17 protein-coding genes are annotated in these 14374 nt (G+C 66.2%); 8 read left to right on the top strand and 9 right to left on the bottom strand.

What is annotated here, in order from left to right; all coding sequences use genetic code 11:
• The 3 genes from VNJ47_01060 to glnK all read right to left on the bottom strand — a co-directional run.
• A partial coding sequence (locus tag VNJ47_01060) for a P-II family nitrogen regulator (GenBank protein HXG27424.1) occupies positions 1 to 132 on the bottom strand: 132 nt, incomplete at its 3' end.
• A 113-nt stretch (positions 133 to 245) separates the two neighbouring features.
• Positions 246 to 1895, bottom strand: a complete 1650-nt coding sequence (locus tag VNJ47_01055) for an ammonium transporter (protein ID HXG27423.1) — start codon at positions 1893 to 1895, stop codon at positions 246 to 248.
• A 34-nt stretch (positions 1896 to 1929) separates the two neighbouring features.
• Positions 1930 to 2268 (bottom strand): P-II family nitrogen regulator, encoded by a 339-nt coding sequence (gene glnK, locus VNJ47_01050; protein ID HXG27422.1) that lies wholly within the window; start codon positions 2266 to 2268, stop codon positions 1930 to 1932.
• A 259-nt stretch (positions 2269 to 2527) separates the two neighbouring features.
• On the opposite strand from glnK, the gene VNJ47_01045 reads away from it, so the two are divergent.
• The 3 genes from VNJ47_01045 (at position 2528) to VNJ47_01035 (ending at position 5128) form a co-directional block, all read left to right on the top strand.
• Positions 2528 to 2800, top strand: a complete 273-nt coding sequence (locus tag VNJ47_01045; protein HXG27421.1) for an accessory factor UbiK family protein — start codon at positions 2528 to 2530, stop codon at positions 2798 to 2800.
• An 80-nt stretch (positions 2801 to 2880) separates the two neighbouring features.
• Positions 2881 to 4437, top strand: a complete 1557-nt coding sequence (locus tag VNJ47_01040; GenBank protein ID HXG27420.1) for a YifB family Mg chelatase-like AAA ATPase — start codon at positions 2881 to 2883, stop codon at positions 4435 to 4437.
• 238 nt (positions 4438 to 4675) lie between these two features.
• Positions 4676 to 5128, top strand: a complete 453-nt coding sequence (locus tag VNJ47_01035; GenBank protein HXG27419.1) for a DUF2442 domain-containing protein — start codon at positions 4676 to 4678, stop codon at positions 5126 to 5128.
• Here the strand turns inward: VNJ47_01035 and VNJ47_01030 are convergent.
• The 5 genes from VNJ47_01030 to VNJ47_01010 form a co-directional block, all read right to left on the bottom strand.
• Positions 5091 to 5495 (bottom strand): type II toxin-antitoxin system VapC family toxin, encoded by a 405-nt coding sequence (locus VNJ47_01030; GenBank protein HXG27418.1) that lies wholly within the window; start codon positions 5493 to 5495, stop codon positions 5091 to 5093. The genes VNJ47_01035 and VNJ47_01030 overlap by 38 nt on opposite strands.
• On the bottom strand, positions 5473 to 5667 hold the full coding sequence (locus VNJ47_01025) for a hypothetical protein (protein ID HXG27417.1): 195 nt from the start codon (positions 5665 to 5667) through the stop codon (positions 5473 to 5475). The genes VNJ47_01030 and VNJ47_01025 overlap by 23 nt, the downstream gene beginning before the upstream one ends.
• 168 nt (positions 5668 to 5835) lie before the next feature.
• Positions 5836 to 6099: a Txe/YoeB family addiction module toxin gene (locus tag VNJ47_01020; GenBank protein ID HXG27416.1), complete on the bottom strand. Its 264-nt coding sequence runs from the start codon at positions 6097 to 6099 to the stop codon at positions 5836 to 5838.
• Positions 6089 to 6346, bottom strand: a complete 258-nt coding sequence (locus VNJ47_01015) for a type II toxin-antitoxin system prevent-host-death family antitoxin (protein ID HXG27415.1) — start codon at positions 6344 to 6346, stop codon at positions 6089 to 6091. The genes VNJ47_01020 and VNJ47_01015 overlap by 11 nt, the downstream gene beginning before the upstream one ends.
• Positions 6347 to 6474: 128 nt before the next feature.
• Entirely contained in the window at positions 6475 to 7227 is a 753-nt protein-coding gene (locus tag VNJ47_01010) for a TorF family putative porin (protein ID HXG27414.1), read from the bottom strand.
• Positions 7228 to 7492: 265 nt separating this feature from the next.
• Between VNJ47_01010 and VNJ47_01005 the strand changes: the two genes are divergently transcribed.
• The 5 genes from VNJ47_01005 (at position 7493) to VNJ47_00985 (ending at position 13664) form a co-directional block, all read left to right on the top strand.
• Entirely contained in the window at positions 7493 to 9583 is a 2091-nt protein-coding gene (locus VNJ47_01005; protein HXG27413.1) for a UvrD-helicase domain-containing protein, read from the top strand.
• Between the two features lie 92 nt (positions 9584 to 9675).
• Positions 9676 to 10200: a hypothetical protein gene (locus VNJ47_01000; GenBank protein ID HXG27412.1), complete on the top strand. Its 525-nt coding sequence runs from the start codon at positions 9676 to 9678 to the stop codon at positions 10198 to 10200.
• A 45-nt stretch (positions 10201 to 10245) separates the two neighbouring features.
• The gene (locus VNJ47_00995; protein ID HXG27411.1) at positions 10246 to 12309 is read left to right on the top strand and encodes a TonB-dependent siderophore receptor; all 2064 of its coding nucleotides are present in this window, start codon (positions 10246 to 10248) and stop codon (positions 12307 to 12309) included.
• Positions 12310 to 12321: 12 nt separating this feature from the next.
• Entirely contained in the window at positions 12322 to 13476 is a 1155-nt protein-coding gene (locus VNJ47_00990; GenBank protein HXG27410.1) for a PepSY domain-containing protein, read from the top strand.
• Positions 13473 to 13664: a hypothetical protein gene (locus VNJ47_00985; protein ID HXG27409.1), complete on the top strand. Its 192-nt coding sequence runs from the start codon at positions 13473 to 13475 to the stop codon at positions 13662 to 13664. Before VNJ47_00990 ends, VNJ47_00985 begins: the two co-directional genes overlap by 4 nt.
• Positions 13665 to 13687: 23 nt before the next feature.
• On the opposite strand, the gene VNJ47_00980 is transcribed toward VNJ47_00985, so the two are convergent.
• A complete protein-coding gene (locus VNJ47_00980) occupies positions 13688 to 14158 on the bottom strand; it encodes a c-type cytochrome (protein HXG27408.1) in 471 nt (156 codons plus the stop codon).
• Between the last annotated feature and the right edge of the window lie 216 nt (positions 14159 to 14374).

Here is a 14374-nt window from a genome sequence, read left to right as displayed (position 1 = left end):
CTCGGTGTGGCCCTTCTGGCGCCCGAAGCCTTTCACCTCGGTGACCGTGATGCCCTGCACGCCGATCTCGGACAAGGCCTCGCGCACGTCCTCGAGCTTGAACGGCTTGATGATCGCAGTCAGCAGCTTCATGAGCCCCTCCTCTTGGTATTCCCGCAGGGCCGGAGTCTAGCAGGGGTGGCGGCACAATAAAAAAGGGCGCCCCTTGCGGGGGGCGCCCCTGATTGGCACCGCTCTGCGGCGACTTACGGGTTGTAGGCCTGCTCGCCGTGCTCGGCGATGTCGAGGCCCTCGCGCTCCTGGTCCTCGGTGACGCGCAGCCCGATGGTGTACTTGAGCGCCAGCAGGGTCACGCTCGCGACCACCGCGCTCCACACCACGGCGACCAGCACCGCCTTGGCCTGGATCCAGACCTGAGCGATGGAGTAGCCGACCTCCAGCGAGAACCAGTCGGCATAGACGCCCACGCCACCCAGCGCCGGGTTGACGTACACACCGGTCAGGATGGCGCCGGTGATGCCGCCGACCGCGTGCACGCCGAACACGTCCAGGGCGTCGTCATAGCCCAGCAGCTTCTTCAGGTAGGCGCAGGCCAGGAAACACAGCACGCCCGCCGCCAGGCCGATCACCAGCGCGCCCTGCACGCCGACGAAGCCGCAGGCCGGGGTGATGCCGACCAGGCCCGCGATCGCGCCGGAGATGATGCCCAGCAGCGAGGGCTTGCCCTTGAGCAGCCACTCCGCGAAGAACCAGGCCAGCGCCGCGGTCGCGGTGGCGATCATGGTGTTGGCGAAGGCCAGCACCGCGTAGCCGTTGGCCTCGAGGTTGGAGCCGGCGTTGAAGCCGAACCAGCCGAACCACAGCAGCGAGGCGCCGATCATGGACATGGTCAGCGAGTGCGGCGGCATGGCGACCTTGCCGTAGCCCAGGCGCTTGCCAACGATAATCGCCGCCACCAGTCCGGCGATGCCCGAGTTGATGTGCACCACGGTGCCGCCGGCGAAGTCCAGCGCGCCCATCTGCCACAGGTAGCCGGCGGTGGCGTTCAGTTCGGCCACCACCTCGGCCGAGGTATAGGCATCGGGGCCCGCCCACCACCAGACCATGTGCGCCATCGGCAGGTAACTGAGGGTGAACCAGACCACCGAAAAGATCAGCACCGCCTTGAACTTCATGCGCTCTGCATAGGCGCCGGCGATCAGGGCCACGGTGATGCAGGCGAAGGTCATCTGGAAGATGGCGAAGATCAGTTCGGGGATCACCACGCCCTTGCTGAAGGTGCCGGTCGCGGTGAAGAAGGCGTTAGCGTCGTACACCACGCCCTTGAGGAACATCTTGTCCAGCGTGCCGAAGAACGCACCGGTGCCGCTGAAGGCCACGCTGTAGCCGTACACCACCCACAGCACCGCGATCAGGCAGTAGATCGCGAAGGTCTGGGTCATGGTGGACAGCATGTTCTTGCTGCGGGTCATGCCGCCGTAGAACAGCGCCAGGCCCGGGAGCGACATCAGCATGACGAAGGCGGTGGCGGTCATCATCCAGGTGACGTTGCCTTCGTTGAAGACCGGCGGCTTCGGTGCGGCCTCCTGCGCCTCGGCCTTGGCGGCCTCCTCGGCCTCCTTGGCGGCGCGGGCCGCCTCTGCCGCCGCGATGGCGCTGGTGGAGACCTCGGTAGCGACCCTGGTCGCGACCTCCGTCGCCACTTCGGTGGCGACCTGTTTCACGTCCACGCGTGGCGCCGCGGCCGGGCGCGGGCGCGGCGCCGGCACGGGGGCCGTCGCCGGTTCCTCGGCCTGGGCGAGCTCCGCAGGTGGCGTCAGCTCCTCGGCCTGGGCGACGCCGGCGAGCGCGCAGCCCGCCAGCAGCAGGGCAATCAATAGGCTTCTCGATTTCATGTCACGGACTCCTGTGCGGATAGCGTCGAGGAAACTAGAGGGCTTCTTTGCCGGTCTCGCCGGTGCGGATGCGGATCACCTGCTCGAGCTCGCTCACGAAGATCTTGCCGTCGCCGATCTTGCCGGTGTGCGCGGCCTTGGTGATGGCCTCGATCGTGCGGTCGAGCAGGGGCGTATCCACCGCCACCTCGAGCTTGACCTTGGGCAGGAAATCCACGACGTATTCGGCGCCGCGGTAGAGTTCGGTATGGCCTTTCTGGCGGCCGAAACCCTTGACCTCGGTCACCGTGATGCCCTGCACGCCTACCTCGGACAGGGCCTCGCGGACCTCGTCCAGCTTGAAGGGCTTGATGATCGCTGTGATCAGTTTCATCGTTCTGGCTCCTGAATAGCTGTTGATGCCCGCGCGCAGGCGGAACCGCTGCCAAATCTGTTGCAGGGCAGAAAAAGCACGGGTCGTGCCAAAAGCGCGATCTGCAGTAAATTCAGTCGCTTGCCCACCAACACCCGCGATCGAGTGCGCAATAGAAGAGCCACGCACCATTCAGGTGCGCACTGATATGGTGCGCCATTGCCGATAGGCAAGCCTTGGGCGCGCAGCTACACTCCGAGTCCCCGCGACGGAACACGCCATGATCGACCCGCGCCAGATCGAACAGCTCGCCCAGGAATGGGCCCAGCGCCTGACCCAGTTCCTGCCGCCGGGCCTGAAAGGCTTTCGCCAGGAACTGGAAACCAATTTCCGCGCGCTGCTGCAGAACGGCCTGGAAAAGCTCGACCTGGTCAGTCGCGAGCAGTTCGAAACACAACGCGAGCTGCTGGCGCGCAGCCGCGAGAAACTCGAGCAGCTGGAACAGCGCATAAAAGAGCTGGAGGCGGAACTGGAGCGTAGTGACCGCCGCTGAAGCTTCACGCGGGCGCGGCTTTGCTGAGCCCTGCCCGGATTCCGTAAACTGCCGCGAGCCCGGGTTCCAGGGAAGGAACGATGACCCTCGCCACCGTGTTCAGCCGCGCACAGTGCGGCCTCGACGCCCCGCTGGTCAGCGTCGAGGTGCACCTTGCCAACGGCCTGCCCTCGCTGTCCATCGTCGGCCTGCCGGAAGCGGCGGTGAAGGAAAGCAAGGACCGCGTGCGCGCGGCGCTGGTCAACAGCGGTTTCGAGTTCCCCTCCGATCGCCGCATCACCGTCAACCTGGCGCCGGCCGACCTGCCCAAGGACGGCGGCCGCTTCGATCTTGCGATTGCGCTGGGTATTCTGGCCGCCTCGGGCCAGGTGCCACGCGACAAGCTGGCCGCCTACGAGCTGCTCGGCGAACTGTCGCTCGGCGGCGAGCTGCGGCCGGTGCGCGGCGTGCTGCCGGCGGTGCTGCAGGCGCGCGACGCGGGCCGTGCACTGATCCTGCCCGAAGCCAATGGCGCCGAGGCTGCACTGGTGCGCGACGCGGCCTGCCTGACCGCGCCGCACCTGCTCAGCGTCTGCGGCGCCCTCACCGGCCATGATGGACACAGCCTGCAGCAGCCGGCGTTCACGCTGCAGCGGCACGATGCCACGCCCTCGCCCGATCTCGCCGAGGTGCGCGGCCAGGCCCAGGCGCGCCGTGCGCTGGAAGTCGCCGCGGCCGGCGGCCACAGCCTGCTGATGATCGGCCCGCCCGGCAGCGGCAAGAGCATGCTGGCCGCACGCCTGCCCGGCATCCTACCGCCGCTCACCGAGCCCGAGGCGCTGGAAGTGGCGGCCATTGCCTCCATCAGTCCACAGGGTTTCGACCCGGCGCGGCACTGGGGCCGGCGGCCGGTGCGCGCGCCGCATCACACCGCCTCCGGCATCGCGCTGGTCGGCGGCGGCAGCCTGCCGCGTCCCGGCGAGATCACCCTGGCCCATCACGGCGTGCTGTTTCTCGACGAGCTGCCCGAGTTCAGCCGCGCGGTGCTGGAGGTGCTGCGTGAGCCGCTGGAAACCGGCCGCATCACCATCTCGCGCGCCGCGCGCCAGGCGGAGTTTCCGGCGCGCTTCCAGCTGGTCGCGGCCATGAATCCCTGCCCCTGCGGCTGGCTGGGCGACCCCAGCGGCCGCTGCCGCTGCACCGCGGAGCAGGTGCAGCGCTATCGCGCGCGCATCTCCGGCCCGCTGCTCGATCGCATCGATCTGCACGTGCAGGTCGGCCGGGTGCCGCAGTCTGCGCTGCTCGCGCCCGACCCCGCGCAGAACGGCGAAACCAGCGCGAGCGTGCGCGCACGGGTCTGCGCCGCGCGCGAACGGCAGCTGGCGCGCGCCGGCAAACCCAACCACCGGCTGGAGCCACGCGAGCTGGAACGCGATTGCAAACTCGACGGCGAATCACGGCGCCTGCTGCTGCAGGCACTCGAACGGCTGCGCCTGTCGGCCCGCGCCAGCCACCGCATCCTGCGCGTGGCACGCACGCTGGCCGATCTGGAGGGCTGCGATGCGATTGCACAGCGGCACCTGGCCGAGGCGATCGGCTATCGGGTACTCGACCGGGACGGCCGCGCGGGCCAGGGGCCCCATAAACCCAACGGATAGGTTATAATTTCCATGCCAACGATCTTGCGTATCGGGAAGTTCGCGTTCCGCCTGTATCCCAACGACCACTCGCCCGCCCATGTTCACGTCATAACAAGCGGGGGTGAAGCGAGGGTTCAGTTAAAGCCGCGCGTGGCTTTACTCGATGTTTACGGGATGAAGAAAACGGACACAGCGGACGCACTGAGATTGGTTAAACAGCATCAGGCGCTATTACTGGACGCATGGAGAAAGATGCATGGGCACCAAGACAATCGGCTTCAACCGTGAATATGCAACGGCGAAAAGCCGCGGCAAACGGTTGAGCGCGCGCGAACCGCGCGCGGTATCCGCCCACTACGACCACCATACGCGGCGGATGGTCGTCGAACTGCAGAACGGTGTCACTCTTGCGTTCCCGGTTGATCTGGCTCAGGGATTACGCGGCGCCTTACCGAAGCAGCTTGAGGCCGTGGAAATCACACCCTCGGGGTATGGTCTGCACTGGGAACAACTGGATGCCGACCTCAGTGTGCCCGCGTTGGCACAAGGCATACTCGGCACCAAAGCCTGGGTGCGCGAACTGGCCCGTTACGCAGGCTCGCGGACTTCGGCGAAGAAGGCGGCGGCTGCACGTCGGAATGGCAAAAAGGGGGGGCGCCCTCGCTTGCTCGTCACGACCAGAGCAGGCGCAGGCCAGCGACCTGGCTGAAGGATGCATCGCGGATGACCAACGGCGCGTTGAGCGCCAGCGCCGTCGCCCCGATCAGGCGATCCGCCGGATCCTTTTGCTGGAACCGCCCTGACTGGGCCAATGCGGCAATGCGTGGCGAGACCGGCAGCGCAGTCAGCCCAAGCGCCGTCACCAGATTGTCCAGATACGCTTCTGCGGCAACGCCCAGTTCCAGCCGGCCCTTTTCGACCAGCCTGGCAATTTCCCATAGCGAGATGTCGGCGCAGAATATCTCGCCCTGCTTGCGCGCCTGCTCGATCGATTTGCTCGCGCCAGCCCCGAGCCTCTTCGGCGCCAGCGACCAGTAAATCAGCGCGTGCGTGTCACAAACGACCGATGTTTTCATCTGCCTGGGCGCTCCATGCCTCAGCGATGGGGGACTCGACATCCCGGATCCGCGCGGTCGCCGCCAGCGACTGCAGCCATCGCAGTGCGCTGCCGGCCTCCTCGCCTGGCGGGCTCACGACAAAGGCCGGCTGGCCGTGCTCGGTCACTTCGATGCGCGCGCCGGCGCGCACCAGCCCCTTGTAGTTAGTGGCTGATGTTGGCGCGGAATTCGCTGACGGTGACTCTGTGCATGGGCTTATTTGCACACTATTTTGTACAATCTGTGCAGGGCAAAGCGCTCGCGCTGCACCATTCGTATACATTTGCGCACCGTTATAGTGCACGGCTATCGTCTGCGATTATTCGTAGTGATAGCGACAGGCGACGATCGCCAGATGACGGCCCTGTACGGTGTAGACCAGCCGGTGCGTGTCGTCGATGCGCCGCGACCAGAAGCCGCTCAGGTTTTCGCGCAAAGCCTCGGGCTTGCCGATACCCGCGAATGGGTTACGCAGACAATCCTGGATCAGCAGGTTGATCCGTCGCAGGGTCTTGCGGTCCTGCCTCTGCCAGTAGAGGTAGTCCTGCCAGGCCGCGGCGGTCCACACGATTCTATCGAGCATCCTTGAGCTTCCGTGCTCTGACCCGGCCCTTCCTGAGCTGATTGATGGAGCGCGCCAGGTGCGCGGCGTTGGCCGGCGATCTGAGCAGATGCGCCGTTTCCATGATGCCGTTGAAAGTGTCCAGCGACATCACCACGGCATCGGGCGCATCGCGCCGGGTGATCACGGCGAAATCGGCGTCCGCCACCACGCCGTCGATGACCTGTTTGAGGTTATTGCGCGCGTCGGAAAAGTTGATGACTCGCATGGCTTCACTTGTACTGTATATTGGACAAGTGTAGCCTTGCGCCCGATCGTGTTCAAGCGATGATGCGGACACAAAAAAGGCGGGCGCCTCCCGGCGCCCGCCTTCTGTTGGTCGCCTGCGCGACGCGCTTAGATCTCGAAGCCTTTGGACAGGGTGACCACAAACTTCGGATCGTCGTTGAAATCCAGGCTTGAATCATCGATGTCCGTCCCCACCAACCCAAAGCTGGCGGCGAAGCCGTTATCCAGCGTCTTGGTAAGGGTGATGCTGTAGTCGAGATAGTCCTGGGTCTCAGCCGATGCGTTTAAGGCGCCATCGTCAAGCAAGTCAAAGAAGTTCTCAACGCCGTCGCCGTCACTATAGCCAACGGCGAACTTCAGGCCGAGCGTATCTTTGAGCGGCATGTTGTACGCCAGGTTCAGATATGTGGCCGATTCGTCCGCGCTCAATTCACCAAAATACTTGCTCGCGTAGTAAAGCTTGGCCGAGAAGTTACCGAGGTTGACGCCACCGTAGATTTCCGGATAGTCGGCATCAAACGCGCTGGCGCTTATCTGCTCGGATTCTGGGAACAGGTAGTAAATAGCGCCGATGTCCACTTCCACGGCGTCGCTCAGCTTGAACTTGTAGCCGCCGTACAAATCGACCTCCGTGCCATCGAAAACCAACGGCGCGGTATTGGAACCCCAGATGCCGGCATACAGCCCGCCATCACTCCAGTCCAGGCTGCCTTGAACAGCCGCGCCGTCGCTGCTCGTGATGCCGCGGAACGTGTACTCGCTGGTCGCCGCCACGGTGCCCGTTACCGCCGCAGCCGCCGGCCCCGCCAGGATTGCGGCGCCGAGCGCCGAACCCGCCACTAACACCTTCATTTTGCTCATCATCGTTCTCCCACTGGTAGTTGATGGACTCAAATCTGGCTTAAAGGCCGCGTCCCTGAACGGCCGCCTTGCGGCCTTGCCGCTGTGTCGCCCCTCCCGGCACAAGGTGGCGGGATTGTGACAGCCTGCATCGGGCCGGTGCAACCATGATTGGCATCGGCCAAGCCGCCGCGCCACGCGGCGGCTTGGCCGCTGACAGCCGTTGCGTATAATCGCCGGCCTTTGGCCACCCAAGCGCGGACCCATCGGCACTGCTGCTCCAGCCGTGCTCCAAGATAAGGCAAGCGGCGTGCCAACAGCACTCAATCCACAACAAAAACAGGCTGTTGAACACGTGCGCGGGCCGCTCCTGGTGCTCGCCGGCGCGGGCAGCGGCAAGACCGGCGTCATCGCCCACAAGATCGCCCACCTCATCGCGCGCGCCGGCTACGCGGCCGGCGAAATCGCCGCGGTCACCTTCACCAACAAAGCCGCACGCGAGATGCAATCCCGCGTGACTGCACTGCTGCCGGCCGACCGGCTCGCGGGGCTGACGGTCTGCACCTTCCACAGCCTCGGCCTGCGCATCCTGCAGCGCGAGTGCCGGGCGCTGGGCTACAAGCCGGGCTTTTCCATCTTCGACGCCGAGGACAGCCGCAAGCTGCTCAAGAGCCTGCATCCCGACGGCCGCGACAGCGCCTTCCTCGATCGCGCCCAGGCCACGATCTCGCGCCTGAAGGGCGAGCTGCTGGAGCCGAATACGGCCCAGGCACGGGCCGAGAGCGAGGGCGAGGCCGCGCTCGCGCGGCTGTACGGCGAGTACCAGCGCCACCTGAAGGCCTATAACGCCGTGGACTTCGACGACCTGTTGCGCCTGCCGGTGCAGCTGTTCGCGCAACACGCCGAGGTGCGCGCGCGGTGGCAGGCGCAGCTGCGCTACTGGCTGGTGGACGAGTACCAGGACACCAACGCCACGCAGTACGAGCTGCTGCGGCTGCTGGTCGGCACCGAGCCGCACTTCACCGTGGTCGGCGACGACGACCAGTCGATCTATGCCTGGCGCGGCGCGCGCCCGGAGAACATCGGCCAGCTGTGCGCCGACTACTCGCAGCTCACGATCATCAAGCTGGAGCAGAACTACCGCTCCTGCGGCCGCATCCTCAACGCCGCCAACTGCCTGATCCGCGGGAACCCGCGCCTGTTCGAGAAAACCCTGTGGAGCGCGCTGGGCGACGGCGAACGGCTGCGCATCCTGCCCTGCCGCGACGCCGAGGACGAGGCCGAGCGCATCGTCACCGAGCTGGTGTCGCATCGCATCCGCAGGGGCCATACATCTCCCCGTCATTCCGGCCTGCGCCGGGGTGACGGAACGAATCCGCCGGACATGCCCACCTACGCCATCCTGTACCGCAGCAACCACCAGGCGCGCGCCTTCGAACGCGTGCTGCGCGAACGCAACATCGCCTACCGCCTGAGCGGCGGGCAGTCGTTCTTCGACAAGGCCGAGGTGCGCGACGTGCTCGCCTACCTGCGCCTGCTGGTCAACCCGGACGACGACACGGCCTTCCTGCGCGTGATCAACACGCCGCGCCGCGAGCTCGGCCCCACCACGCTGGAGAAACTCGGCGAGCACGCGCAGTCCCGGCACAAGAGCCTGTTCGCCGCGGCGCAGGAGATCGGCGCGCTGGCGCGCCTACCCGAGCGCAGCGCCCGCGCGCTGGCGGACTTCACCCGCTGGTGCGAGGGCCTCGCGCGCCGCGCCGAGCACGAGCCGCCGGCCGCGGTCGCGCGCCAGCTGCTGCAGGACTGCGATTACCTGGACTGGCTCAGGACCTCGGAGAAGGACCGCCGCGTCGGCGAGAAGCGCGCCGCCAACGTGCTCGAACTGGTCGAATGGCTCGAGCGCATGGGCTCGGAGGCCGGCGGCGGCAAGGACCTGGCCGGCGTGGTCGCACATCTGGGCCTGCTCGACCTGATCGAGCGCCGCGACGCGGGCAGCGAGACCGGCAACGAGGTCCAGCTGATGACCCTGCACGCGGCCAAGGGCCTGGAATTCGACCACGTGTTCCTGGTCGGTGTGGAGGAGAACCTGCTGCCGCACCGCTCCAGCATCGAAGACGACAGCATCGAGGAGGAACGCCGCCTGCTGTACGTCGGCATCACCCGGGCACGGCGTTCGCTCACGCTCAGCTACTGCACCACGCGCAAAGGACGCGGCGAAACGGTCGTCTGTCAGCCCAGCCGCTTCCTGCAGGAGCTGCCGCTGGACGAGATCCACTGGGAAGGCGCGGAGCAGAACCCGGCCAAGCCGGCCGACCCGCGCGAGATCGGCCGCGCGCATCTCGCCGGACTCAAGCAGCTGCTGGGCGAGGCCTGACCTCGGGGGGGCGTCGCTGGCTTGTATATGTAAATGAGAATCGTTATTATTCTTGTTACTAGACCAGCCCAGCCGCTAAAGGATTGAATGCCATGCCTCGGATCGCGCTGCTGCTTGCGCTCTTTTCATTGGCCGCCTGCAACGCCGACAAGGCTGCGCCCCAGGCGCCCGCGCCCACTCCCGCCGCCGCTACCACCCCCCTGCAGGCGCAGCTGCGTCAGTACGAAACCGATGCGCGCGCCTGCGTGGCCGCCGTACGCGAGGCCGCATTGCCCCAGGCACAGGCCTGCGCCCGCCAGCTGCTCGAGCTGGCCGCCGCCATGACGCCCGCCTATACGGCGCGCAAGCCTGAATGCAAGGCTTACCTGGAGGCCACGCTCGCAATCCGCGAGGCTTGGCCGGAGCTGAGCCCCGAAACCATCGAACGCGACTACCACCACGACGGCGCGCTGCCGGCCAGTGAAGCGACCGCGGTCTGCTACCACATGAAGGACCTGATCGTGCACCCGGCGACCGCGCTCAGGCTGCTGTCGCTGCCCGAGCCCGGCCGCCAGCAGGCCGCGCGCGAACTCGAAGAGGTCGTCGCCCACGCCGGCGTCGTCGCCAGCGGCCTGTAGTCCACCGCCGCTTTCCGCTTTTCACCGCATCGTAAGGAGTCGATCATGCTGCGATTGGCCGGCCGCGCTCGTGCGTTATTTGCGGCCTCACTGGTTACAGCCGCGCCGCTGGCCGCCCAGGAACCCGCCGAAACCGTACCGGTACTGGACGCCATCACCGTCACCGACGAGGCCGAAGTGAAAGGCTATGCCGCCAAGCGCAGCGCAGCCGCGACCAAAACCGACACGCCGCTGATGGAAACGCCGGCGGCCGTCTCGGTCATCACTGAGGCACAGCTGCGTGACCGGGGCGTGCAGACCCTGCAGGAAGCGCTGCGCTATTCCGCCGGTGTGCTACCGGACGCCTATGGGCTGGACAACCGCGGCGACTGGGCCATCATCCGCGGCTCCGAGTTCCAGACACTCGTGGACGGCATGCGCGAGGAGTTCACCTTCTACAGCGTCGCGCGTCCAGACCCCTACGCACTGGAGCGCGTGGAAATCCTGCGCGGCCCAGCTTCGGTGCTGTACGGCCAGGGCCCTGTCGCTGGCGTGGTCAACGTGGTCAGCAAGCTGCCCCAATCCGAGGCACGCCAGGAAGTGGTCGCCGACTTTGGCAGCTTTCAGCGTAAACAAGTGGCCAGCGACCTCACCGGCCCCCTCAACGCCGATGGCAGCCTGCTCTACCGCCTGGTCGGCGTGTACCGCGAATCCGAATCGCAGGTGGATTTTGCTTTCTTCGACCGCAAGCTGTTGGCGCCTTCGATCACTTGGCGTGCGGCACCAGACCTGACCTGGACCCTACTGGCCCACTACCAGAAAGACAGCTCAGCAAACGCCATCAGCTTCCTGCCACACTCCGGCACGGTGCTGCCGAATCCCAACGGTCGCATTCCCATCGAGCGCTTTACCAGTGAGCCGGACTATGACCGTTACGAAGTCGAACGGCAGGCACTGACCTCGTTTGTCGACTGGCAGCTGACACCGGAGTGGAAGCTGCACCAGCGGATCCGGCTGGCGGACAACGACAATCCCTACCGCACACTCTATCCCGATGTCTTCAGCAATCCGTCCGATCCGTTCATCGACGCACAGGACCGTGTCGTGGAGCGTTCGGCCTTCACCCGCCTGAGCGAGGCGCGCGCGCTGACCGCCGATCAGAACCTGCAGGCCCGCTTCACCGTCGGCGCGATCACGCACGATGTGCTGGTCGGCCTCGACCTGGCGCGGGCACGCAATCGCGAGCGCATGGGGTTTCTCGCCGCCGCCGGGCCGCTCGATCTGTACGATCCGCAGTACGGAAGCTTCACCGCGCCCACGGTCGGCCCGGCCAGTACGACGCGCTCACAGTTCCACGGCCTGTACGTACAGGACCAGCTGCGTATCGGCGAGCGCTGGATCGGCGTGCTGGGCCTGCGTCACGATCGCAGCAAGGTCGAACCGGACGGCGGCGCCACGGCGCGCGACGACGCCACCACCGGCCGCGCCGGCCTGATGTATCAAGCGACCGGCGGCATTGCCCCCTACCTGAGTTTCTCGCAGTCCTATCAGCCCAACACCGCGACCGATGCGATGGGCAACGTGTTCGAACCGCGCAAGGGGGAGCAGCTGGAACTTGGCCTGAAATACCAGCCGCCGGGCAGTGCCAGCCTGATGACGGCTACGCTGTATGACCTGCAGGAGCGCAACTTCGTCGTATTCGACCCGGGCACCGGCCAGAACATCCTCAGCCAGGTGGACGCCAAAGGACTGGAGCTGGAGGCGGCGGGTCGCATCGGCAGCATCGACTTCACCGCCGCCTACGCCTATACCGACGCCGAGACGCGCGAGTTTTATGCAGTGCAGCCGGAGCACCTGGCCTCACTGTGGGGCAAATACCGCTGGCAGGGCTTCGAGTTCGGTGCGGGCGTGCGCCATCTGGGTTCCAGCACATCGGAGTCCGGGCGTCTCGAGATCGACTCCGCCACGCTGCTGGATGCCATGCTGGCCTACGACTGGCAGCGCTGGCGCTTCTCGCTGCACGGTAGCAACCTTGCCGACGAAGAGTATCTCACCAGCTGCCTCGACCGCGGCGACTGCTTCTACGGCTTACGCCGCACCGTCGTGGGCAATGTCAGCTACCGCTGGTAGCACAGCTTGCGCATGACTCCGCGTGCACTCAGGGCCTGGTACTGGACCCACAAGTGGAGCAGCCTGATCTGCACGGCCTTCATGCTGCTCCTGTGCGTGACCGGCCTGCCGCTGGTGTTCTACCACGAGATCGACCACCTGCTTGGCCATGCCGTGGACCCGCCACCCATGGCGCAGGGCAGCGTGCGGGCCAGCGTGGACGACATCCTCGCGCGGGCGCAGGCGTTGCGACCGGGCGACGCCATCCAGTTCCTGTCACGCGATCCAGAGGAGCCCGACGCCTGGTATGTGACCCTGGGCGCGACCGCCGATGCCGAAGAGGCCTCGGCGTTCTACACCTTCGATGCCCGTACCGGCGCCCTGCTCAACCAGTATCCGTTGCGTCAAGGTTTCATGTACGTGTTCTGGAAGCTGCACGTGGACCTGTACGCGGGATTGGCCGGCACACTGTTCCTCGGCGCCATGGGCCTGCTGCTGGTGATCTCGCTGATTTCCGGCGCCGTGTTGTATGCGCCTTTCATGCGCAAGCTGCCATTTGGCAGTGTGCGGCGCGAACGTTCGCCGCGCCTGAAATGGCTCGACCTGCACAATCTGCTGGGTATCGTCACGCTGGCCTGGCTGCTGGTGGTCAGCGCGACCGGTGTGATCAACACGCTGGCGATTCCGATCTTCGGCCAGTGGCAGGCGACCGAGCTCGCCGAGTTGACCGCGGCCTACCGTGGCCAGCCACCGCTCGCGCAGATCGGCTCGGTGGATCGCGCGCTCAGTGCCGCACAGACGGCCATGCCGGGAATGCAACTGCGGTTCATGGCCTTCCCGGGCAATCCCTTCGCCAGCCCGCACCACTTCGTCGCCTTCATGCACGGCGACACACCGCTCACCTCGAAGCTGCTGCAGCCGGTGCTGATCGACGCGCAAACTGGCGTGGTGACCGCCACGCGCTCGTTGCCCTGGTACGTCAGCGCACTGCTGCTGTCCCAGCCGCTGCACTTCGGTGACTACGGCGGTCTGCCGCTCAAGCTGCTGTGGGCGCTGCTCGACCTGCTCAGCATCGTGGTGCTGGGCAGCGGGTTGTACCTGTGGTTAAAGCGCGGCCGAGCCTTCGAAGCCCATTTGGCACAGCTGCACACGGCACACGCGCCGGCTGCACACGAACCCGTGTCATGAGCCGTCGCCTGAGTATGCGCCAGATCTGGACCGCACCGGCGGCGCTTGCCGTCGTCAGTGTCGTGGGCCTGCTGGCTGCGCTGCTGGCGGATGGCTGGGGCGACATGCTGTCTTGGGCGGCGTTGTCCATACCCGTTCTGGTTGGAAGCGGGTATGCCCTTGCCAGGAAACAAAAAAGCCGCCCGTAGGCGGCTTTTTCTGAGCGGTCCGGCTAAAGGCCGGACATGTGCTTGATCGCGGCCTCGATCTCGGCGTCGCTCAGGCTGGGCATACCCCCGCGCGGCGGCATCGCGCCCTTGCCCTTGATGGCGCTGGCGGTCAGTTGCGCGAGACTACCGCGGGATGACCACGCGGACTTGTCGCCGATTTTCGGCGCATTGGGCAGCGCACCCCCGTGGCAGGCGCCGCAGACCTGGGCCGTGACCTGCTCGCCGGTCAGGGGGGCCTTCGCCGCGCCGCCGGTGTCGCCGGCAGGCGCGGACGGCAGGGACGCGTTGGCGTCCGTGTTGACCTGGCCGGCCGGCTTGATGCGCTCCTCGATCTTGGCGATCTGCTGTGGCGTCAGTGCCTTGTCGCCCTCGAGGGCGCGGGCCGCAAAGATAATGGCCACGGTGAACAGGACCAGCAGCCCGAGCACCCCCATGAAGGAAACAAAGAACGCCTTGTCGTGCTGCTTGGACACCGCGACACCTCTCCTGAACCGGAAGCTTGGATGATTGCGTACGCGGGGCCCGGAGGGCCCCGCAAAACCGGACATTAGTATAGCGGGTCTGCCCTGCCCGATCACCGGACGCAGCGACGGCGCGGGTTGGACGCCCCCGGCGCGATGCGGGTATTCTGTGCGCCCCCAAAAGCCGAAGCGCCCGTAGCTCAGCTGGATAGAGTATTGCCCTCCGAA

The sequence above is a fragment of the Nevskiales bacterium genome, assembly GCA_035574475.1.
Classification (GTDB): domain Bacteria; phylum Pseudomonadota; class Gammaproteobacteria; order Nevskiales; family DATLYR01; genus DATLYR01.
This window is presented reverse-complemented; position numbering and strand designations above follow the sequence as displayed.

What these genes read in the sequence shown, in the direction of transcription:
- VNJ47_01045 (HXG27421.1), top strand. Translation starts at nt 2,528, where the DNA reads ATGATCGACCCGCGCCAGATCGAACAGCTCGCCCAGGAATGGGCCCAG.
- VNJ47_01030 (HXG27418.1), bottom strand. Translation starts at nt 5,495, where the DNA reads ATGAAAACATCGGTCGTTTGTGACACGCACGCGCTGATTTACTGGTCG.
- VNJ47_01040 (HXG27420.1), top strand. Translation starts at nt 2,881, where the DNA reads ATGACCCTCGCCACCGTGTTCAGCCGCGCACAGTGCGGCCTCGACGCC.
- VNJ47_00985 (HXG27409.1), top strand. Translation starts at nt 13,473, where the DNA reads ATGAGCCGTCGCCTGAGTATGCGCCAGATCTGGACCGCACCGGCGGCG.
- VNJ47_01000 (HXG27412.1), top strand. Translation starts at nt 9,676, where the DNA reads ATGCCTCGGATCGCGCTGCTGCTTGCGCTCTTTTCATTGGCCGCCTGC.
- VNJ47_01020 (HXG27416.1), bottom strand. Translation starts at nt 6,099, where the DNA reads ATGCTCGATAGAATCGTGTGGACCGCCGCGGCCTGGCAGGACTACCTC.
- VNJ47_01015 (HXG27415.1), bottom strand. Translation starts at nt 6,346, where the DNA reads ATGCGAGTCATCAACTTTTCCGACGCGCGCAATAACCTCAAACAGGTC.
- VNJ47_01035 (HXG27419.1), top strand. Translation starts at nt 4,676, where the DNA reads ATGGGCACCAAGACAATCGGCTTCAACCGTGAATATGCAACGGCGAAA.
- VNJ47_01055 (HXG27423.1), bottom strand. Translation starts at nt 1,895, where the DNA reads ATGAAATCGAGAAGCCTATTGATTGCCCTGCTGCTGGCGGGCTGCGCG.
- VNJ47_00995 (HXG27411.1), top strand. Translation starts at nt 10,246, where the DNA reads ATGCTGCGATTGGCCGGCCGCGCTCGTGCGTTATTTGCGGCCTCACTG.
- VNJ47_00990 (HXG27410.1), top strand. Translation starts at nt 12,322, where the DNA reads ATGACTCCGCGTGCACTCAGGGCCTGGTACTGGACCCACAAGTGGAGC.
- VNJ47_01010 (HXG27414.1), bottom strand. Translation starts at nt 7,227, where the DNA reads ATGAGCAAAATGAAGGTGTTAGTGGCGGGTTCGGCGCTCGGCGCCGCA.
- glnK (HXG27422.1), bottom strand. Translation starts at nt 2,268, where the DNA reads ATGAAACTGATCACAGCGATCATCAAGCCCTTCAAGCTGGACGAGGTC.